The sequence below is a fragment of the Terrimicrobium sacchariphilum genome (genome assembly GCF_001613545.1).
Classification (GTDB): Bacteria; Verrucomicrobiota; Verrucomicrobiia; order Chthoniobacterales; family Terrimicrobiaceae; genus Terrimicrobium; species Terrimicrobium sacchariphilum.
In genome coordinates this window covers 153232-173243 of record NZ_BDCO01000003.1, presented here as the reverse complement: position 1 = coordinate 173243, position 20012 = coordinate 153232, and the positions used below count along the sequence as shown (strand labels likewise).

Here is a 20012-nt window from a genome sequence, read left to right as displayed (position 1 = left end):
AAGTACGAACTCCCACCTTTAATGTCCGCCGTTAGCCCCGTCAACTTCCCGCACCCCATGCCTTTCATCCCATGATCTCCCTGCACACCGACGAAGGACGCGCCGGCGAGGGAGTTTTCGAACGGGAAGTCCGCGAAATTTTCTCCCCGAGCGGCCTCTTGGCCGCCGCCTCCAACTACGAATATCGCGCCGAGCAGCAGCAAATGGCCACGGAAGTCGCCCGCGTGCTGGAACAAGGGGGCCATCTCGTCGTTGAGGCGGGCACGGGTGTCGGAAAATCACTCGCCTACCTCATTCCCGCCGCCCTCCATGCGGCGGCGACCAAGCGAAAAGCGGTCATCTCGACCCACACCATTGCCTTGCAGGAACAGCTCATCTACAAAGATATCCCACTGGTCCAGAAGCTGTTACCTATCGAATTCGAGGCTGCGCTCCTGAAAGGCCGGCACAATTACGTCTGCGGAACCCGGCTCGACCGGGCCATGACGCAATCCGGCGACCTGTTCTCCCCCGAGCAGCGCAAGGAACTGGAGCGCATCCACGAGTGGAGCCTGACGACGAAGGATGGCTCGCTGAGCGACTTCATCGAGCAGCCCGACCCGGCGATCTGGGAGGAAATCCGCAGCGAGCAGCACCTGTGCTCGGCCAAGATCTGCGGGCGCAACCCCCGGTGCTTCTACCAGGCCCTGCGCCGCCGCATTCTCTCCGCCGACATGGTGGTGCTCAACCACGCGCTGCTTTTCACCCTGCTGGGAGGAGTCGACGAGGGTGAGGACCGGGCGAGTGGCATCCTTTTTTCCAATGATTTCGTGATCTTCGACGAGGCGCACACCCTGGAGGACGTGGCCTCGCGGCACATCGGCATCGAGATTTCGCAGCTCGGTCTGAAGCGCTCGCTGCAGAGGCTCTACAACCCGCGCACCCGCAAGGGGCTCTTCCAAGCCATGAAAGATGGCTCCGCGTGCAGCGTCGTGGCAGAGTTGCTGCCAAAATCGGACGCCTTCTTTGAGTCGGTCTCGGAGCATTGCGAGTTTCGCAAAGGGCGCGAGTTTCGCGTGCGCGAACCCGGCCTCGCCGATGCCTCGGAGCTCAGCGACGGGCTCGTGCGCATGAGCGAGTACCTGAAAGTCCAGGCCGGCAAGACCGAGGATGACGTGCGGAAATCCGAACTGCAGGACGCCGCGCGCAAGATTCGCGAAGCCCGCCAGGGCATCGTGGATTTCCTCGAGGTGGGCCACGAGGATTACGTCTACTGGGTCGAGCAATCCGGCCGCCGGGAGACCTATTGCAACCTGCGAGCCGCGCCGGTCGACCTGGCCGATACCCTGCGGCGGCTGCTTTTCCGGGACAACGCCTGCACCATCATGACCAGCGCCACGCTCTCCGTCGGCGCAGGGAATCTCGGGTATTTCCGCAATCGCGTCGGAGCGCAGGATGCTCACGCCGTCCAGATCGGCAGCCCCTTCGATTACCAGAAGCAGATGTCGCTGCATCTCGTGAAGCAGATGCCGGAACCGAAAGATCCGGGCTACCACAAGGCGCTGGAGAAATGGATCGCGCACTTCGCCGACCAGAGCAAAGCGCGCGCCTTTGTCCTTTTCACCAGCTACCAGACGATGCGCCACGCCGCCGAGGCGCTGGAAGGGCACTTCGCCGACAAGGGCTGGACGCTCCTCGTCCAGGGTACGGGAATGCCTGCCGTGCGCATGGTGAAGGAATTCCGCGAAAACCCGCACAGCGTGCTCTTCGGTGTGGACAGCTTCTGGGCCGGAGTCGACGTGCCGGGCGAAGCATTGTCCAATGTCATCATCACCCGCCTCCCGTTTGCCACCCCGGACCATCCACTCACGGAGGCCCGGCTGGAGGTCATCGAGTCGCAGGGCGGACGGGCCTTTGAGCAGTACTCGCTCCCCGAGGCCATCCTGAAGCTCCGCCAGGGCGTTGGCCGACTGATCCGGACCAAGTCGGATACCGGGATGATCGTCATTCTCGACAGCCGCATCCTCAGCAAGCCCTACGGGCGCTCCTTCCTCCGCGCCCTGCCCGAATGCCCGACGCACATCCACTAGAAGCACCGCGTCCACCGCGAAAAGTCTGGCGCACCACGCTGGCGATCATCAGCGCCGCGCTCGCGCTGGTCGTGCTCATCGCGGCGGCGACGACCTGGTGGATGACGTATCGGGTGACCACCGAGGCGCGCAGCGTCGCCCGGGCCATCGCGGAGGAATTCCGCCAAGCGTTTCAGCTGACTCCCGAGGTGCGCATCAACTCCCTCGTCGTGGTGGCCGCCAATACGCCGGTCGCCGAACTGGTGACGATGCAGAAACAGGCCCGCGTGCGCCACGCCTGGAGCCAGACGTGGATGCACAGCACGAAGGCCATCGAGGTCGAGGCCACCTTCACGGCCCGCGCGGGATTTGACCTGCACGAGCCCTTTCGCATCACCATCGATCCCGCGACCGGCTCGGTCATTACGCAACTGCCCCCGGCCCGCATCCTCTCCCTTGGCATGACCGACGTGAGCATTCCTCGCGACGAGGATGGATACTGGAACAAGCTCACCCAGCAGGACCGGGAGCAGGCATTTCGAGAGCTGGAGGAAGCCGCACGGAAACAATTCGCAGAGTCCGATCTGGTCGCCGATGCCACCCGCGAGGGGGAAATCCGTATTCGTGATCTCATCCACAAGGCTACCGAATCAGGCACCCCAATCGTCACAACTCCTGCTCCCACGCCGCGTTAGGGTAACGTCCTAGCATACGATAAGGCGATTTTCCCTGACCCCGAGCTTGCAACAGGGGGCCCTCCGGGGCGAAAATGACTCGACTCGGCATAGAAGCCCGCTAGGGTCGCCGACCCATTTTCCATGAAACATCGTCTCCAAAGAGTGTGCGAAGTGATCAAGCGTGAGCTGGGCCTTATCATGGTCCGGGAACTCACGTTTTCCTCGCCATTGGTCACCATCAGTGCCGTCGACATCACGCCGGACCTGAAACAGGCACACATCTTTGTGAGCGCAATGGGCACGGCATCCGACCGGAAGAACGCCCTGAGCGTCCTGGAGAGCAACCGTGTGCTGATGCAGAACGAGCTCTCGAAGCGCGTGATCCTGAAAAACACGCCGCATTTGTACTTCAAGTTCGACGAATCCATCGAGCGTGGTTCGCGGGTCCTGAATATCCTTGAGGAACTGGACCTGAACGAACCGGAGAAATGAACGCCACGTTCGCGGAAATCTCCGCAGCCCTCTCCGACAAGCAGCGCATCCTCGTCGTCAGCCACCTGCGCCCCGACGGCGACGCCCTCGGCTGCACCATCGCCTTTGCCCTCTGGCTCAAGAGCCTCGGCAAGGAGGTCGTCACCTGGAATGAGGACGGCATGCTCGACAAGTTTCGCTATCTCCCCGGCCACGAAATGGTAACGACTCCTCCCGAGGAGCCGCAGGCCTTCGACGCCGTGGTGGCGCTGGATAATTCAGTCAAGAAACGCCTCGGCACGGTCATTCCCGCCATCAAGGACGGCGCATTGTGGATCAACATCGACCACCATGTGAGCAACGACCGGTACGGCGATCTGAACTATATCGACCCCTCTGCCCCGGCTACGGGACAGATCCTTTGCGAGTTCTTCCGTGACCGCCAGATTGCGATCACGCCCGACCAGGCCGCCAATCTTTATGCGGCGATCTCTACGGATACCGGTTCCTTTCAATACGCAGGCACGGGCCCGCGCACCTTCCAGGCCGCAATGGAGCTCGTCGCCGCCGGAGTGAACGTCGCGCAAATCTCGCGTGACATGTATGAGAACCAGCCCCGCCGCCGTCTGGAGCTGCTGCGCCACGCGCTGAACGGCGCGGAGTTTTCCTGCGAGGGGCGCGTCGCCTGTTTTTCCCTCACCCTGGCCGATGTCGACCGCCTCGGCGTATTGCCCGAGGACAACGAGGGCATCATCGATCACCTGCGCTCCGTCGAGGGCGTGATCGCGGCAGTTTTCTTCGAGGAACTGCCCGAGGCCAAGGTACGCGTGAGCGCAAGGTCCAAGGACCCGAGCGTCGACGTGTGCAAAATCTGCGCCCTTTTCAAGGGGGGCGGTCACCCTCTCGCCGCTGGCGCGCGCGTGCGCGGCGGACTCGAGGAAGTCAAAGAACGTTTTTTAGAAGCTGTTTGTCATGAAATCCGCAACCGAAATTGACGGCGTTCTCCTGGTCGACAAGGCCCAGGGAATGACGTCGCACGACGTTGTTGCCATCGCCCGCCGTGTCCTGAACACAAAGAAGGTGGGCCACTGCGGCACGCTCGACCCGATGGCCACCGGCCTGCTCATCATCACGGTGGGCCGAGGCACCAAGATCCAGGACCTCCTCATGAGCGAGGACAAGGAATACTACGGCACACTCAAGCTGGGCGAGACCACGAACAGCCAGGACGCCGAGGGCGAAACGATCGAAACGCGCCCGGTGCCGGATCTTTCGCGTTTCGACATCGACGAGGCGTTTGCCAAGTTCCGCGGCGATTTCTACCAGACGCCGCCCATGGTGAGCGCGATCAAGAAGGACGGCGTGCCGCTCTACAAGCTCGCCCGCCAGGGCAAGGAGGTCGAGCGCGAGCCGCGGTTCGTGCGCGTCTACGCCTATGCGGTCAATGAAGTGCGCCTGCCGGAGATCGACTTCCGCGTCGTGTGCAGCAAGGGTTTTTATGTCCGCACCTACGCTCACGACATCGGCGAAAGCCTCGGCTGCGGAGCGCACCTCTCAGGTCTGCGCCGCACCAAGTCGGGCCGCTTCGTGGTCGACGGAGCGGTGACGGTCGACGAACTCAAGACGCTGCCGCGCGAGGAGCTGTATTCCCGCATCCTCACGCTGCCCCAGGTCTCGCGTCTGCGCGGGGCCTGATCGAGAAACCCACCTGATCTAGACCATGCGCCTCCTGCATTCCGTCGACGAACTGAGCGGAGTGCCGGGGCCGCATTGCATCGCGATCGGCGCGTTTGACGGCATCCATCTCGGCCATCAGGCCCTGATCGGACAGATGCTCAGCCGCGCACGAACGTTGCGCGCGACTCCGGTGGTATTGACTTTCGACCCCCACCCGAGCCGCATTCTGCGCCCGGACCACGCCCCTCGCCTGCTCACCTCGACGCCGCACAAGCTGCGCCTCATCGAGTCGCTGGGCTGCCCGAATATCCTGCTCATCCCCTTCAACTCCGCCTTCGCTGCGCAGGACCCGGAGGTTTTCGTGGATGACCTTGCCCGTCATGGACTCGCGCTCGTCTGCGTGGGGCGCGACTGGGCTTTTGGCCGCAACCGCTCGGGCAATGTCGCTCTGTTGCGTCAGCTGGGTGCGAAACTCGGGTTTGAGACAGTGGAAATCCCGCCAGTCTCCGTCGGTACGGAAATGGTGAGCAGCACGCGCATCCGCCGCGCCGTGGAGGAGGGGGACTTCGATACGGCCAAGCTCCTGCTCGGACGTGACTATACCATCCTTGGCACGGTCGAGCACGGGGCAAACCTCGGAGAGCGCATCGGCTTTCCCACCGCCAATCTCTCGGCTCACAACGAGCAGTTCCCGCCCAATGGCGTCTATGCCGTGCGCATCCTGCGGCAGGGCCGGTGGCTCGACGGCGTGGCCAATATCGGCGTGCGCCCCACGGTGGATCAGGCAGGCCAGCGCAAGCTGGAGGTGCACATCTTTGACTTCACGGAGGACTGCTACGGCGAGGACGTGGAGGTGCGCTTCGAGCACTTCCTGCGACCGGAGAAGAAATTCGATTCCCTGGACGAACTCGTGGCGCAAATCCGAAGCGATTCTGCCCGGGCTCGCGAGTTGCTTGCCTGCCATCCGTAGGATCGGCGTCCCGCCGATCTGCGCGCAGAGCAAACTCAACCAGATCGGACGCGATTCCGGGGTATTAGTTCCTAACTCGCAGGCCAGCGTGACGCCGGCCCTACGGGGAAAGCAGCGCGGCGCGCATCGCCTCGATCGGTGCGGGACGATTGAACCAGATCTCGAACGATAGTGCACCTTGATGCAGGAGCATCGACATGCCATTGGCCGTGCGGGCTCCGGCGGCCTGCGCATCCTCAAGCAGACGGCTGCGGCCTGCGGCGTAGACAGTATCGTAAACAAGCAGGTTGGCCGTGAGCAGGTGCGCAGGAATGACCGGCGGGTCGCTGCGCTTCATGCCGACGGAGGTGGCGTTGATCACGAGATCGACCTGTTCGATTTGCGAACGCAGCGCGGACTCGTCCAAAGAAATGGCCTGGATGCGCTCGGCGGGGCCGATGAGTCGGTCCGAGCGAAAATACGGGGAAAGCTCCGTGGCGAGTTCGCGCGCTTTTTCGACCGTGCGGTTGGCGAGCACAAGACGCTCGCAGCCCTCGCGAGCGCATTGCACCGCGATGGCACGGCCCGCTCCCCCGCCCGCTCCGAGCAGGAGCACGCGCAGGTCGCGCAGGTCGACAAAAAACTCCTCGCGCAGCGCACGCACCAGACCCGGGCCGTCGGTGTTGAAACCCAGCAGCTTTCCACCATCGACGACTACCGTATTGACCGCGCCCGACTGGCGGGCGTACTCATCCGCCTCGTCCACTGTGGCGAGCGCGATGGCCTTGTGCGGAATGGTGACATTGGTTCCGAGGAATCCGGCAGCCGGAAGGGCGCGGAAGGCCTCGGCTGCCTGGTCGGGCGTGACATGGATCTTCACATATTGCGCGGCGATGCCGCAGGCCTTGAGGGCTGCATTGTGAAAGCCGGGTGACTTCGAGTGAGCGACGGGATCGCCAAAGACGGACAGGCGCGCTGGCGGTTCCAGCTTTTGCAATGCGCCGGACTGGAGATCGGAAAGGGTGTAAATGTCTTGCGTCACGGTAGGATTCCCAAGGAGAGCGGGTAGTATTCCCTACCGGGGAACGGTCGACAACCCCCGTTTCAAATACGCCGAATCGTCGTCTCCTTCTGGAAACGCTTTTCGTCGGGATCGAGGTAGTCGAGAGTGTAATGGAGACCGCGGCTCTCGCGGCGCTTCATCGCACAATCCACGATGAGCGAGGCCACATCGACGAGGTTGCGGAGCTCCAATACCTCCTCGGTGATGGTGAAGTTCCAGTAAAACTCCTGAATTTCCGCGTGGAGATTGCGCAGGCGGGCGGCAGCTCGCTGAAGGCGCTTCGTCGTGCGCACGATGCCGACGTAATCCCACATGAGGCGGCGAATCTCATCCCAATTGTGATAGACGACGACCATCTCGTCGACATCCTGCACCTGGCCGGGCCGCCACTCAGGGAGATTGAAATCGACGCGCTTCGGGCGGGGCCGTTTGGTCTTTTCGTAGGCGCGATGAGCGAGAACGAGTCCCTCGAGGAGCGAATTGCTTGCGAGGCGATTGGCTCCATGGAGTCCAGTGCAGGCAACCTCCCCAATGGCATAAAGTCCGCGCACGGAGGTCTCGCCGTAGAGGTCCGTCTTCACTCCGCCGCATTGGTAATGCGCCGCCGGGACGACCGGGATCGGCTGTTTGGTAATGTCGATGCCGAACTTCAGGCAGGTCTCGTAAATCTTGGGGAAACGGTGCTGGATGAAATCCGCGGGCTTGTGCGTGATATCGAGGTATACGCATTTGCTGCCCGTGCGCTTCATCTCGGCGTCGATGGCGCGAGCCACGATGTCGCGGGGAGCGAGCTCCTTGCGGGCATGGTGGCGCTCCATGAACCGGCGGCCCTTTTCATCGCGCAGGATCGCGCCCTCGCCACGCACGGCCTCGGAAATCAGGAAGGACTTCGCCTCAGGATGATACAGGCAGGTGGGGTGAAACTGGACGAACTCCATGTTCGCGATCATCGCGCCCGCGCGCCAGGCCATGGCCACGCCGTCGCCAGTGGCGACATCAGGATTCGTCGTGTAGAGGTAGACCTTTCCGCATCCTCCGGTGGCGAGCACCGTCACGTCGCTACGGAATGTATGCACCTGCCCGGTCTTTTCATCGAGGACATAGACGCCCACGCAGGCATTCTGCATGGCGTAGCCGAGCTTGCCGGTGGTGATGAAATCCACCGCCATGTGGTGCTCGAAGACGGTGATATTCGGATGATCGTGGATGCGGGCGACGAGCGTGTTCTCGATCTGCCAGCCGGTGGAATCCTGGAAATGGAGCACGCGGCGCTTGGAGTGGCCACCCTCGCGTCCGAGGTCGAGTTCGCGCTCGCCGTTCTCCAGCTCACGCTCATCAAAATGCATGCCGAGATCGATGAGTTCCTTGATGCGAGCGGGACCTTCCGTCACGACGACGCGCACGGCATCCTCGTCGCACAGACCAGCTCCGGCCACGAGCGTGTCCTGGATATGGAGATCAAAGGAATCCTCGTTGCTGATGACACAGGCCACCCCGCCCTGCGCCCAGGCAGTATTGGAATCAAACAGTTCGCGCTTGGTGATCAGCGCGACGGTTCCCTTCTGCGCGGCCTTGAGGGCAAAAGATATGCCCGCGATGCCGCTGCCGATGACGATATAGTCGAATTCCTTCATGGACGCGGAAGCACCGCGATATTGTCGATGAGACGGGCCTTGCCGAGGAAGACAGCCGCTGCGAGACGGGCTGGTCGGCTGAGGGATTTTGCATCCTGCAACGTCTCGGCGTCGACGAGCTTGAGATAGTCGACGCGGGCGCCCGGGATACGGGAAATGAGCTTCAGCCCCGTGTTGAGGATGGCTACGGGCGTCTTGCGCTGCGCCGCCTCCTGGAGTGCAGCTTGAATGCCGGGCGCTACGGCGCGCTCGTCCGGCGTGAGGTAGGCATTGCGCGAGCTCGTAGCCAGGCCATCGGCCTCCCGTATAGTGGGATGGCCTACGATCTCGATAGGAAAATTCAGATCACGCACCATGCGCCGGAGGATGGCGAGTTGCTGGTAGTCCTTTTCGCCAAAGATCGCGATGTCGGGCTGAACGATGAGGAAGAGCTTCGCCACGACCGTGCAGACACCACGGAAGTGCCCCGGGCGCGATGCGCCGCAGAGGTGGGCGGACAGGCTGCCTTCGTCGACGATGATGGAGCGATCCTCGACGTACATTTCCTCCGGGGCGGGAGCGAAAACGAGATCCGCCCCGCTTTCCCGGCAGACCTTCACGTCACGAGCAAAGGGACGCGGATAGGAGGCGAAGTCCTCCTTGGGGCCGAACTGGATCGGATTGACGAAAATCGAGACGACGACCGTGCCCTTGCGGCCCGCAAGCTGGCGAGCCTTGCGAATGAGAGCGGCGTGACCGTGATGGAGAGCGCCCATGGTGGGCACGAGGACGACCGGAGCGTTACGCGTCGCTCGCAGGGAGCGACGGGCCACGGCTACAGTCTTGGCGATTTTCACGGAAACCGCAGGAAACTACGGGGTCGCCACCGGCGAAGCGGCAGGAGCTGCGCTGGCAGCCGGGGAAGCCGAAGCCTCAGGAGCAGGCGTGGCGACAGTCTCAACCACTGGGGCGGCAGGAACCGGTGAAGCCGAGGGCTCTGCGGCAGGCGTACCAGCCACAGCGGGAGCCGTGACAGCCGGAGCAGCCGCGGCAGCTTTGAGCTGACGCTGAACGGCGGTATCACCAGCATCCTTGCGGGCGTAGGCCATGGCCAGGATCAAGGTCAGAACAAAAAAGGCGATTCCTAGCCAGACGGTGAACTTTGCCAGGACGTTGGTCGTCTGGGCGCCAAAGATATCCTGAGTCACAGACCCGCCGAATGCGGCGCCGAGACCTTCGCTACGGGGGAGTTGCATGAGCACCGCCAGCACGAGGAGCAGGCACACGATCACGTGCACGGTGAGCAGGAAAGAAATGAGCAACGACATAACTAGAGTAGCGAAAAATGAGGGAAGTTCGCCTGTTTGTAAAGGCCCTTCCCTCGAAACTCTTGACCCCAGGAAATCCGCATGAGAACCTCCCCGTTCCTCAAATCTTACCAAACGTGGACCTTAAAGAGATTCGCACATTGATCGACCTCATGAAGAAGAACGGCCTCGCCGTCTTCAAAATGGAGCGTGAAGGATTCAAAATCACCCTGAAGACCGCTGGCGCCGAAGGTCCCACGCAGATCATCACGAGCGGCGTCGCGCCCGCTCCCATGGCAGTCGCTGCGACAGCTCCCGCCGCCCCGGCTGCGGCCGCTGCGGAAAACCCGTCGAATCTCACGGAGATCAAGAGCCCGATGGTCGGCACGTTTTACGCCTCGCCCTCGCCCGACTCCCCCGCCTACGTTTCCGTCGGCCAGGCCGTCACCCCCGATACCGTCGTCTGCATCGTCGAGGCGATGAAGGTGATGAATGAGATCAAGGCTGAAGTCTCCGGCGTCATCGCCGAGATCGCGGCCGAGAACGGCAAGCCGGTGCAGTTTGGACAGGCGCTCTTCCGCGTCAAATAACCTCCCGTCCGGCCACGTCGCCGTCCGCCCATGTTTAAAAAAATCCTGATCGCCAACCGCGGCGAAATCGCGCTGCGCATTATCCGCGCCTGCAAGGAACTCGGCATCCAGACGGTCGCCGTCTATTCCGAGCCCGACATCGAGAGTCTCCACGTCCAGCTCGCCGACGAGGCCATCTGCATCGGCAAGGCCCCGAGCTCCGAGAGCTATCTCAAGATCGACCGCATCATCAGCGCGGCTGAGATCGCCGACGCCGACGCGATTCACCCCGGTTACGGATTCCTGGCGGAGAACGCCCATTTCGCCGACGTCTGCGCGAGCTGCAACATCAAATTCATCGGACCCCCGGCGAACGCGATCCGCCTCATGGGCGACAAAAACAGCGCCCGCGAATGCGCCCGCAAGGCTGGCGTGCCGGTTTCCCCGGGCAGCGACGGCACGGTAGACACCGAGGCCGAGGCGCTCAAGATCGCCAAGAAGATCGGATTCCCGGTCATGATCAAGGCGGTGGCTGGCGGCGGCGGACGCGGCATGCGCATCGCCACCGACGAAGCCACGCTGATCAACGGCTATCACTCGGCACGTCACGAGGCCGAGAAGGCCTTCGGCAATGCGGCGGTGTACATCGAGAAGTTCATCGTCAACCCGCACCACATTGAGTTTCAGGTCTTCGGCGACGAGCATGGCCGCATCGTTCACCTCGGTGAGCGCGACTGCTCACTCCAGCGCCGCAACCAGAAGATCGTCGAGGAATGCCCCTCCCCGCTCATGCGGCAGGAACTCCGCGACATCATGGGCAACGCCTCGATCCGCCTCGCCGAGACGGTCGGCTACGCCAACGCGGGCACCATGGAGTTCCTCGTCGATGATGACGGGAATTTCTACTTCATGGAGATGAACACCCGCATCCAGGTCGAACACCCGATCACCGAGGAGGTGTATGGTTGCGACCTCGTGAAGCAGCAGATCCAGGTCGCCACGGGCGAGCACCTCTCCGAGCACGTGATCAACGCCAAGCCGCGCCATCACGCCATCGAGTGCCGCATCAACGCTGAAGACCCGGAGCGCAATTTCATGCCCTGCCCCGGCCTCATCGAGCTCTACTACGCCCCGGGCGGCCGCGGCGTCCGCATCGATTCCCACGCCTACGCAGGCTACCCGATCCCGCCAAACTACGACTCCATGATCGCGAAGGTCATCACGACCGCGTCGACCCGCAAGGCCTGCATCGCCCGCATGTCCCGCTCGCTCAACGAGTATATGATCACCGGAGTGAAAACGACTATCCCCTTCCAGCAGCAGATCATGCAAAATGCGGACTTCCTCGCTGGCAAGTACAACACGGGATTCGTCGAAAAACTGCTCCAGGCAGGCCGCTAAGGGGTCAAAACCCGCCATTTCGAGGGGAGTTGCCGCCTGTTTCGGTTTGACAGAAACGGGCAACTCTCCACTATCACCGTTTCCTCTTTTCATGCGTCATACCATATCCATCCTCGTTGAGAACAAGACCGGCGCTCTGGCGCGCATCGCCGGCATGTTCAGCGGCCGCGGCTTCAACATCGACACGTTGAACGTCGGCCCCACCCTCGACTCCTCCGCCTCCCGCATGACGATCGTCGTGCGTGGCGATGACAAGGTTCTCGAGCAGGTCACCAAGCAGCTCAACAAACTGGTGGATGTCATCGACGTCCAGGATTTCCAGGATGAGGAATACGTCGATCGCGAGCTCGTGCTCCTGCGTGTGACGGCGACCTCAAAGACCCGCCCCGAGGTCATGCAAATCTGCGACATCTTCCGCGCAAAGATCATCGACGTGCAGGCCGAAACGCTCGCCATCGAGCTCACTGGCAGCGACAACAAGATCCGCAAGTTCCTCGCGCTGATGGATCGCTTCGGCATCAAGGAACTCACCCGCACCGGCAAGGTCGCCCTGCCGCGCTCCAACGACTAATTTCCCCTCCAATCAATCCATTCCATGGCTAAAATCTACACCGACAAAGACGCAGACCTGAAAGTATTCAAAGGCAAGACCCTCGCCGTACTCGGCTTCGGCTCGCAGGGACACGCCCACGCCCTCAACCTCAAAGAGAGCGGCGCCAAGGTCATCATCGGTCTCTATCCCGGCAGCAAGAGCCGCAAGGTCGCCGAAGACTACGGTTTCAAGGTCTATGACACCGCCGAGGCGGTGAAGCTCGCCGACGTCATCTTTGTCGCCCTGCCCGACACCAAGCAGGCCTCCGTTTACAAGAAGGACATCGAGCCCAACCTGACCAAGGGCAAGACCCTCCTCTTCAGCCACGGCTTCGCCATCCATTTCAAGACCATCGTTCCGCCGAAAGACGTGAACGTGATCATGGTCGCCCCGAAGGGCCCGGGCCACATCGTCCGCCGCCAGTTCACCGAGGGCAAGGGCGTTCCGGCGCTCATCGCCATCTACCAAAACCCCGGCAAGGACGCGAAGAAGATCGCTCTCGCCTGGGCCAAGGGCGTCGGCGGCACCCGCGGCGGTGTGATCGAGACCTCCTTCAAGGAGGAGACCGAGACCGACCTCTTCGGCGAGCAGACCGTGCTCTGCGGCGGCGCTGCAGCGCTCGTCCAGGCTGGATTCGAGACCCTCGTCGAGGCGGGATACTCGCCCGAGATGGCGTACTTTGAGTGCCTGCATGAGCTCAAGCTCATCGTTGACCTCATGAACGAGGCTGGCATCGCCGGCATGCGCTTCTCCATCAGCGAGACGGCCAAGTGGGGCGACGTGACCGTCGGCCCGAAGATCATCGACGCCTCCGTCAAGAAGCGCATGAAAGCAGCCCTCAAGGACATCCAGACTGGCAAATTCGCCAAGGATTGGGTCAAGGAGTACGAAGGCGGCTACAAAAAGTACAACGCCCTCCTCAAGGCTGGCGAGAAGCACCCGATCGAGAAGACGGGCACCAAGCTCCGCTCGCTCATGCCGTGGATCAAGAAGCGCGACATCAAGGGCGCCCAGGCTTCCTACAAATAAGCGTTTCGTAAAACCCTTCAAAACCCCGCGATGGAGTCCCTCTGTCGCGGGGTTTTTCCGTTGATAGACTGATTGATGACGCGACGACCGGAATAGGCCAGAACTCTCAGCAATAAGCGAACGGCACTTGAAAATTCCCCAGAGCGACCGATATTGGGCAAACCAGTCGCCTGCCTCGAAAGTGGCTTCAATCTACCGATTTCCGGTATTCCCCTCGAAAAACAGGGGAAATCCAGCCCAAGACTCGCGACAAGCCACCCTAATGCCTCGAAATGAGGCATTTGAAATTTCCCATGACACGCCGCCAAGCGTGTGCTAGACTAAAAACTCGTATTTATGCAAAGAAAAAGTGCGTTCTCTCGTCGTCTTCCGGATCTGGTGACTGAAGAGTTGGTAGCCGCTCTATCAAAGAAGGGAGCTTCCTTCGAATTCAAGCAACTCTTTGACGTCGTTCATGAGCGCCTGCGTGCCCGCAATGCCGCCAGTGGAGGTGAAGAAATGCTTCGCCTGCGCGCTTATGAAAAACTTCAAAATCTCGTCTCGCGCGGCATGGTGAAAAAGACCGGCAAGAAGTACCGCGGTCTGGCTTCGCTCGCCAAAGCGCTCACGCCTCCCGATGCTGCTCCTGCAGCGGCTCCGGCCGCCGCAGCGACCGCGAAGTAGTCGCTTCCGGAATTTCGTTTTCCAACACAGCAAAAGGCGGACCTGTCGGTTCGCCTTTTGTTTTTCCTGAACTCGCACTCCAAAAGACACACAGACAGAGGAGAGCCAGGTTCGTTGGAGTTTAGCCCTGCGCGATGAGCCGAGTTGGGCACAAGTCTCCCGACTCTCCCTTGTCTCTATCCTTGGAGCGACTTTGGTTTGCCCAGGATTTCGCTCAGAATGATGGCATCGCGAACGGATTCCGGCTGTCGGAGCATCTGACGTGCTCGCGAGGGCTTTACCGTCCGTGCTGCCTCTGCCGCGGCTGACGCCTCGAGAGCTTTCGCAGCCTTGCGCTGCCAGTCATGAAGCTTTGCCCGCTGGGGTTGAGCCGTTACGACAGGCGGAGGGGTCGGCTGACGATGCCCCGGCATCTCGCCGCGCTCCTCCATTTCGCGCACAGTGCGCACGAGCGGCGGCGGTTGCATCATCTCGCGCGGCTGGGCCGGCAGCGGCGGCGGCTCGGCTTGCTGCCGCTGCACGCGCTGCGGCGGCGCATCCTCCAATGGCAGGCCGAGAGCCTCCATGAGACGCCGCATGTTCTCTGCGGGATCGCCATCGGTTTCCGACGCCGCGTCATCACTGTCGTAACTACGCGCTGTCACAGGCTGCGAGGGTTCCACCTCGCCGCGATCGACACGTTCCTGGATCTGCCGCTTTTTCCGAGCCTCGGCAGATTTTTGAATCATCCAGTTGACCAGACTGATAAGCCCGATCACCAAAAGGAGGATGACTTGTTCCATGGCTCGGGCGGCTTATGCGCCGGGCTGGGATTTCTCAGGACCGGCAATGGACTCTCGCATGCTGGTGTCGGACTGGAGATTCTTCATCTTCAGGTAATCCATGATGCCAAGATTGCCACTGCGGAAGGCCTCGGCCATGGCCATGGGGACCTGCGCCTCGGACTCAACGACCTTGGCACGCATTTCCTGCGTGCGGGCCTTCATTTCCTGCTCGCTGGCGACGGCGGCGGCACGGCGCATCTCCGCTTTCGCCTGGGCGACAACCTTGTCGGCCTCCGCCTGCTCGGCCTGGAGCTTGGCGCCTACGTTGTCGCCGATATCGACATCCGCGATGTCGACGGAAAGGATTTCGAAGGCGGTGCCGCTATCGAGGCCCTTCTGGAGCACGACCTTGGAAATGCGGTCAGGATTCTCCAACACGTCCTTGTACGAAACCGCAGAGCCGATCGAGGTCACGATACCCTCGCCGACACGGGCGATGATCGTTTCCTCCGTCGCACCACCGACGAAGCGGTCAAGGTTCGAACGCACCGTCACTCGGGCTCGGACTTTCACACCGATACCGTCGCGCGCCACGGCGTCGATGGTTGTGCGGCCGCCGCTCTGCTGCGGATTCGGGCAATCGATCACCTTGGGATTGATACTGGTACGCACGGCTTCAAGCACGGTCTTGCTGGTGCCTTTGATGGCGAGATCGATCGCGCAGGCGCGGTCAAAGTCGAGCACGATGCCCGCCTTGTGCGCCGCGATGAGGGCGAGAACCACGTTGGTGACGTTGCCGCCCGAGAGATAGTGAGCCTCCAGTGCATCCGTCTGGAGCGGAATGCCCGCCTGGACCGAGGTAATACGGTTGTCAACGATGAGCGCAACCGGGACGCGGCGCAGCCGCATGCCGATGAGCTTTGAGAATGGCACCGGCGACCCGGCGATCTTGGCGCGCAGCCACACTCCGAAGAAGTTGGCGAGTATGAGCACCAAAACGAGGAAGACAACTACGGCGGCTCCGGCGATGAGATAGGTGACGAGGGGTAACATAAGCGTGGTTGGCTAAGTTCGGGCGGCAGCTTATGCAGATTCGCCAACTGCGCCAGCGGTTTTTCTCACAATCGTCCTCAACCCCTCGTGCCGGATGATCTCTACGGCATCCCCGGCCTCAACCAATTCCCCCTCGGAAATCACGTCCAGCTTGCGTCCGTCGAGCAGGATGGTTCCGGCGGGACGAAGCGGCGTGAGCGCCTCACCGATCTGCCCGAGCAGGCAGTCGGCCTTAAGTTCCGAGGATGAGCCAGAGTCTGTGGATAGGATCATTTTCCTCCCGATGGATGTGCGAGGGAAGAGTGCCATCCAGATAAAAAAACCCGCGATGGAACCGACGATCACAATCACCAGAGTAATCGAACCCACAAAAGTGCCATGTTTGAGAAAAGCGATGACTATTGACGCCACGAGGCTGAGCGTGCCGAGGATGCCCAGCACCATACCGGGGATGAAGACCTCGGCCGCGAGGAGCAAAAACCCCGCGACCCCGAGTACGATGATCCACTCAATGCCTGCCATGACTAGTTATTGTCGTCATCGTCCTTCGGACCGATGGTGCGTTCTCCAGTCAATACCTCCTGCACGGTCCCTACGGTGCGCAGAGTGACGTTTTTCACATTGTTGGCTGTCCGCTCGACGATACCGGTCGCCGTGCCGAGGACGCCGCCGAGACGGCGAGTTGGTCCGTTCGAATCACCATCCTGCGAAGAATGCCGCACGACAGGGGTTCCCTCCAGCGGCTGAATCACCGAGCCATCCTGGGCGGAGACCTTGAGAGTGCCGACCGGAGCGCCCATGTGATCAAACAGCTTCAGCGTCCAGACCGGAGCGCCGGAGACGTTTTCCGACTGAAGGCTGTAGTCGATCCAGTTGAACCCAATACCCTGGTTGCGCGCCTGCTGATTCGCGATATTGAATGCCGCGTCGGAGTCGGTATTCAGCTGGGTGAGTTTGACAGGCGGCAGGGACGACACACCGCTGACGCCGCGTAGAGGCGTGCGCTGGGAGACAACGACATCGCCCGAGACTACGACCTCGCGTATACCGCCCCGGGCCTGTGAGTCGCTGAAAAGGACTGTCCACTCCGATGGGCGCGGCTCGCCGCGTGTACCTGTCATCTGCACCAGCGAACCCGAGGGAGCCACCTTCTGCGCCGTACGCAGCGCCGTGAAGGCATTACCGCCATCTGCAGCGGAAAGGGAAACGAGGGACATTGCGAAGACCGACAGGATGACAAGACTGCGCAGCATGCGGCGAATATCCCGCAGGCACGGAAGTTTTCCAATGGAAATTCGACACTGGAAAGCGGACGCTCGAAGTGCCAAGGTGCCGCATGCCGACGTCTGAGGTCGATTCTCTCCGCCGCTCTGTCCAAATCTACAAGGGGCTGGTCGAAGTGAGCGGACTGATCAATTCCATCACCGACTACGACGAACTGCTGCGCGCCGTGCTGAATGTCGCGCGTCGTGTCATGCGCGCCGAGGCCGCGTCACTGTTCTTCTGCGAGGAGAACGAGGATTGCATGGAACTTGCCATTTCCTCCTCCGCTGACGGTGAGTACGTAGCGCCAAAGATCCGCGTACCTCGTGGACGAGGCATTGCAGGCTGGGTGGTAGAGCATGGCCAAAGCCTGCTCATTCCCGACGCCTACGCGGACGACCGTTTTTACAAAGAGGCCGACAAGCAGACAGGATTCCGCACCCGGTCCATCCTGTGCGCTCCACTCAAGCAAGACTCCAAGATCATCGGGGTCCTCCAGGTGCTCAATCCCACGGACAAGGAGAGCTTTGACGAGCACGATCTGGAGGGCTTCACCGCCTACTCCGACCTCACCGCCACGGCGATCGAAAAGCTGCGAACCCTCGAGCGTTCCCGTACCCAGGAGCGCATGGAGCGCGACCTCTCGATCGCTGCGGAAATCCAGCATGAACTCCTCTCTCGGGCGTTGCCAAGCAAGCTGCCCGGGGCGCTCTTTGCCGCCCACGCCACGCCCGCTTCAAATGTGGGAGGAGATTTCTATAACTTCTTCGTACGCAAGGGCGAAGACATCTATTTTGCCATCGGAGATGTTTCCGGAAAAGGCATTCCGGCCTCCCTCCTGATGGCCCAGACGCTGAGTGCGATGCAGTTTGTTTTCGCCGCCGCCACGTCGCCCAACGAAGCCCTCTCCACCCTCAACTCCACCCTTCACGACCAAATCGTTCGCGGCATGTTTATCACCACGCTGATCGGACGCCTCACCCCTGCCGAGCAGCGACTGGAACTCGCCAGCGCAGGACATTGCAAACCGATCCTCATCCACGGCAATGGTAAAGCGGAGGAAATCGCCGTGGAACCCGCCCTGCCGATGGGGATTCTCCCCTCGGTGAACTATCGCCAACTCACGTTGGATTTGCACAAAGGCGATTGGTTGGTTTGTTATACGGATGGTCTATCGGAGTCCCGTGATGAACAGAATGGCCAGTTTTTCGGAGACACGATCGTGGAGCGCCTCAGCGCCGCGTCCTATTTCAACCCGCAGCAAATCGTGGATCGCCTGGTCGACCTCGAGGCAACCCATCGCGGAGATGGAGGGCGCCTTGATGACCTGACGATCATTGCCGGAGGAATTGCATGAAAAACACGATGGCGTTTGAGAGCGATACCTGCCGACTGGCGGAGGTGCGTCACTCCGCCCGGGCCTTCCTCGAAAAGTGCGGATTTGAGGAATGCGCCACAGAATTGCTCGTACTGGCCATTGACGAGGCATGCACCAACGTCATTCGCTACGCCTACGCCAACCAATGTCGCCCAGTGCGCCTCGAGATGGAATGCCTCAATGACCGGGTCCGATTTACGCTGCGCGATTACGGGCAGCAATGCGACCCAAAGTTGATCCGCGGTCGTGAGCTCGAGGACGTGCGCCCTGGGGGCCTCGGAGTCCACATCATCAAAAACGTCTTCGATTTTGTGGAATATCAGCCCTGCGCCAAGGGCACGCGACTCGTCATGGAGAAGCATCTCCCCCAGCCAGAGGACGGCAACTGCTGCTAGGCGTCGATCTGCCCGGGGGCCAGCCCGAGCGGCAGAGGAGCAGGTCGCACCATGGCGCTCTTCATATCCACATGGCGACCGCTTTCGGATGCGTCGATGATGGAATGCATGAGATCGAGCACGTGATAGGCCACGCGTTCATTGGCTCGATGCTCACGGCCCGAAACAAGCGCAGCGGCCATGTCAGCCACGCCCAGACCGCGGCTGTTTTCCGCGTATCCAAACTCAAGCGGCACGGAGCGCCAGTCCGTGTCACCCCGCCGACGCAGCCAGACCTCGCCGCCGAAGGTATTCGGGTCCGGCACACTCAACGTTCCTTCGGATCCATAAATTTCGATCCGCGGGAGACGTGAAGCCTCCACATCAAAGCTCGTCGTGAGGGTAACGACCGGCCCGGATTCAAAATCCATCACCGCCGAGACATGGGTGGGCACTTCGACATCGATCATTTGTCCAGCAAGCGGCTGGCTGGTGATCTCGCGCCTTTGGAAACTCACCCGAGCCGACGCCGTGACGCGCCGCACGGGACCGAGCAGCGTCGTGAGCGCCGTAAGATAATACGGCCCCATGTCGAAAAGCGGACCCGCACCCTTCTGATAGAAAAAGGCTGGATTTGGGTGCCAGGATTCCGGCCCGCTGCTCAACATGAAGGCGGAACCTGCGACCGGGACTCCTATCGCGCCTTCGTCAATCAAATGCCGGCAGGTTTGCAGCCCCGCGCCGAGAAACGTATCTGGCGCGCAGCCAACGCGGAGTTCCTTGTCACGCGCCAATCCCATGAGATTGCGGGCCTCCCGGCGGCGGAGAGCCAGCGGCTTCTCGTTGTAGACATGCTTGCCCTTCTTCAGTGCCGCCCAGGCGACCTCGGCGTGGGCGGCGGGCACGGTGAGATTGATGACGAGGGCGACATCCGGCGAAGCCAGCAACTCGTCGACCTCCAGAACCTTCGGAATGCCGTACTCCTGCGCAAGCGCCTCGGCTCGTGACCGATCGAGATCGGCACAGGCAACGATGGCGATATTGTCAAATTTCGCCCCTGCCTGTGCGTAGATCTTGCTGATATTCCCACACCCGACGATGCCAACCGGTAGCCTGCTCAT

General features: G+C 61.5%; 22 protein-coding genes. 13 read left to right on the top strand and 9 right to left on the bottom strand.

Annotated elements, in window-relative coordinates; genetic code table 11:
* Window positions 1–71 precede the first annotated feature (71 nt).
* The 6 genes from TSACC_RS18460 to TSACC_RS18435 all read left to right on the top strand — a co-directional run bounded on the left by TSACC_RS18460 (window position 72) and on the right by TSACC_RS18435 (window position 5843).
* Window positions 72–2069, top strand: a complete 1998-nt coding sequence (locus tag TSACC_RS18460; RefSeq protein ID WP_084400658.1) for an ATP-dependent DNA helicase — start codon at window positions 72–74, stop codon at window positions 2067–2069.
* The gene (locus TSACC_RS18455) at window positions 2048–2743 is read left to right on the top strand and encodes a DUF4230 domain-containing protein (RefSeq protein ID WP_075080948.1); all 696 of its coding nucleotides are present in this window, start codon (window positions 2048–2050) and stop codon (window positions 2741–2743) included. Before TSACC_RS18460 ends, TSACC_RS18455 begins: the two co-directional genes overlap by 22 nt.
* Window positions 2744–2866: 123 nt before the next feature.
* Window positions 2867–3217: a 30S ribosome-binding factor RbfA gene (rbfA, locus tag TSACC_RS18450; protein WP_075080947.1), complete on the top strand. Its 351-nt coding sequence runs from the start codon at window positions 2867–2869 to the stop codon at window positions 3215–3217.
* Window positions 3214–4191 carry a DHH family phosphoesterase gene (locus TSACC_RS18445; RefSeq protein ID WP_075080946.1) on the top strand — a complete coding sequence of 326 codons (978 nt, stop codon included), beginning with the start codon at window positions 3214–3216 and terminating at the stop codon, window positions 4189–4191. The genes rbfA and TSACC_RS18445 overlap by 4 nt, the downstream gene beginning before the upstream one ends.
* Window positions 4169–4891, top strand: a complete 723-nt coding sequence (truB, locus tag TSACC_RS18440) for a tRNA pseudouridine(55) synthase TruB (protein WP_075080945.1) — start codon at window positions 4169–4171, stop codon at window positions 4889–4891. The genes TSACC_RS18445 and truB overlap by 23 nt, the downstream gene beginning before the upstream one ends.
* Window positions 4892–4916: 25 nt before the next feature.
* Window positions 4917–5843, top strand: coding sequence for a bifunctional riboflavin kinase/FAD synthetase (locus TSACC_RS18435; RefSeq protein WP_075080944.1), 927 nt, complete (start codon window positions 4917–4919; stop codon window positions 5841–5843).
* Window positions 5844–5943: 100 nt separating this feature from the next.
* Here the strand turns inward: TSACC_RS18435 and aroE are convergent, their stop codons facing one another.
* From aroE to secG, 4 genes are all read right to left on the bottom strand, one after another.
* Window positions 5944–6864: a shikimate dehydrogenase gene (gene aroE, locus TSACC_RS18430; RefSeq protein ID WP_169809700.1), complete on the bottom strand. Its 921-nt coding sequence runs from the start codon at window positions 6862–6864 to the stop codon at window positions 5944–5946.
* A gap of 62 nt (window positions 6865–6926) precedes the next feature.
* Window positions 6927–8519, bottom strand: a complete 1593-nt coding sequence (gene nadB / locus TSACC_RS18425; RefSeq protein ID WP_075080943.1) for an L-aspartate oxidase — start codon at window positions 8517–8519, stop codon at window positions 6927–6929.
* Window positions 8516–9355 carry a pantoate--beta-alanine ligase gene (gene panC / locus TSACC_RS18420; protein ID WP_075080942.1) on the bottom strand — a complete coding sequence of 280 codons (840 nt, stop codon included), beginning with the start codon at window positions 9353–9355 and terminating at the stop codon, window positions 8516–8518. Before panC ends, nadB begins: the two co-directional genes overlap by 4 nt.
* A 15-nt stretch (window positions 9356–9370) precedes the next feature.
* Complete coding sequence (gene secG / locus TSACC_RS18415; protein ID WP_075080941.1) at window positions 9371–9826, bottom strand: preprotein translocase subunit SecG; 456 nt, start codon at window positions 9824–9826, stop codon at window positions 9371–9373.
* Window positions 9827–9942: 116 nt separating this feature from the next.
* On the opposite strand from secG, the gene accB reads away from it, so the two are divergent.
* From accB to TSACC_RS18390, 5 genes are all read left to right on the top strand, one after another.
* Window positions 9943–10395 carry an acetyl-CoA carboxylase biotin carboxyl carrier protein gene (gene accB / locus TSACC_RS18410; RefSeq protein ID WP_075081433.1) on the top strand — a complete coding sequence of 151 codons (453 nt, stop codon included), beginning with the start codon at window positions 9943–9945 and terminating at the stop codon, window positions 10393–10395.
* 30 nt (window positions 10396–10425) lie between these two features.
* A complete protein-coding gene (gene accC / locus TSACC_RS18405) occupies window positions 10426–11775 on the top strand; it encodes an acetyl-CoA carboxylase biotin carboxylase subunit (RefSeq protein ID WP_075080940.1) in 1350 nt (449 codons plus the stop codon).
* Between the two features lie 91 nt (window positions 11776–11866).
* Window positions 11867–12346 carry an acetolactate synthase small subunit gene (gene ilvN / locus TSACC_RS18400; RefSeq protein WP_075080939.1) on the top strand — a complete coding sequence of 160 codons (480 nt, stop codon included), beginning with the start codon at window positions 11867–11869 and terminating at the stop codon, window positions 12344–12346.
* 24 nt (window positions 12347–12370) lie between these two features.
* On the top strand, window positions 12371–13396 hold the full coding sequence (gene ilvC / locus TSACC_RS18395) for a ketol-acid reductoisomerase (RefSeq protein WP_075080938.1): 1026 nt from the start codon (window positions 12371–12373) through the stop codon (window positions 13394–13396).
* A 378-nt stretch (window positions 13397–13774) separates the two neighbouring features.
* Window positions 13775–14059, top strand: a complete 285-nt coding sequence (locus TSACC_RS18390) for a hypothetical protein (RefSeq protein WP_237764024.1) — start codon at window positions 13775–13777, stop codon at window positions 14057–14059.
* Between the two features lie 176 nt (window positions 14060–14235).
* Here TSACC_RS18390 and TSACC_RS18385 read toward each other — a convergent pair whose 3' ends face one another.
* The 4 genes from TSACC_RS18385 to TSACC_RS18370 are packed head-to-tail and all read right to left on the bottom strand — an operon-like array spanning window position 14236 to window position 17129.
* The gene (locus TSACC_RS18385; RefSeq protein WP_075080936.1) at window positions 14236–14841 is read right to left on the bottom strand and encodes a hypothetical protein; all 606 of its coding nucleotides are present in this window, start codon (window positions 14839–14841) and stop codon (window positions 14236–14238) included.
* Window positions 14842–14853: 12 nt separating this feature from the next.
* A complete protein-coding gene (gene floA, locus TSACC_RS18380; protein ID WP_075080935.1) occupies window positions 14854–15876 on the bottom strand; it encodes a flotillin-like protein FloA in 1023 nt (340 codons plus the stop codon).
* Window positions 15877–15906: 30 nt separating this feature from the next.
* A complete protein-coding gene (locus TSACC_RS18375; RefSeq protein ID WP_075080934.1) occupies window positions 15907–16398 on the bottom strand; it encodes an NfeD family protein in 492 nt (163 codons plus the stop codon).
* A gap of 2 nt (window positions 16399–16400) precedes the next feature.
* Entirely contained in the window at window positions 16401–17129 is a 729-nt protein-coding gene (locus TSACC_RS18370) for a hypothetical protein (protein WP_075080933.1), read from the bottom strand.
* Window positions 17130–17212: 83 nt separating this feature from the next.
* On the opposite strand from TSACC_RS18370, the gene TSACC_RS18365 reads away from it, so the two are divergent.
* A complete protein-coding gene (locus TSACC_RS18365) occupies window positions 17213–18496 on the top strand; it encodes a PP2C family protein-serine/threonine phosphatase (protein ID WP_075080932.1) in 1284 nt (427 codons plus the stop codon).
* Entirely contained in the window at window positions 18493–18912 is a 420-nt protein-coding gene (locus TSACC_RS18360; RefSeq protein WP_075080931.1) for an ATP-binding protein, read from the top strand. Before TSACC_RS18365 ends, TSACC_RS18360 begins: the two co-directional genes overlap by 4 nt.
* On the opposite strand, the gene TSACC_RS18355 is transcribed toward TSACC_RS18360, so the two are convergent.
* Window positions 18909–20012, bottom strand: a complete 1104-nt coding sequence (locus TSACC_RS18355; RefSeq protein WP_075080930.1) for a Gfo/Idh/MocA family protein — start codon at window positions 20010–20012, stop codon at window positions 18909–18911. The two genes, TSACC_RS18360 and TSACC_RS18355, sit on opposite strands and share 4 nt — an antisense overlap.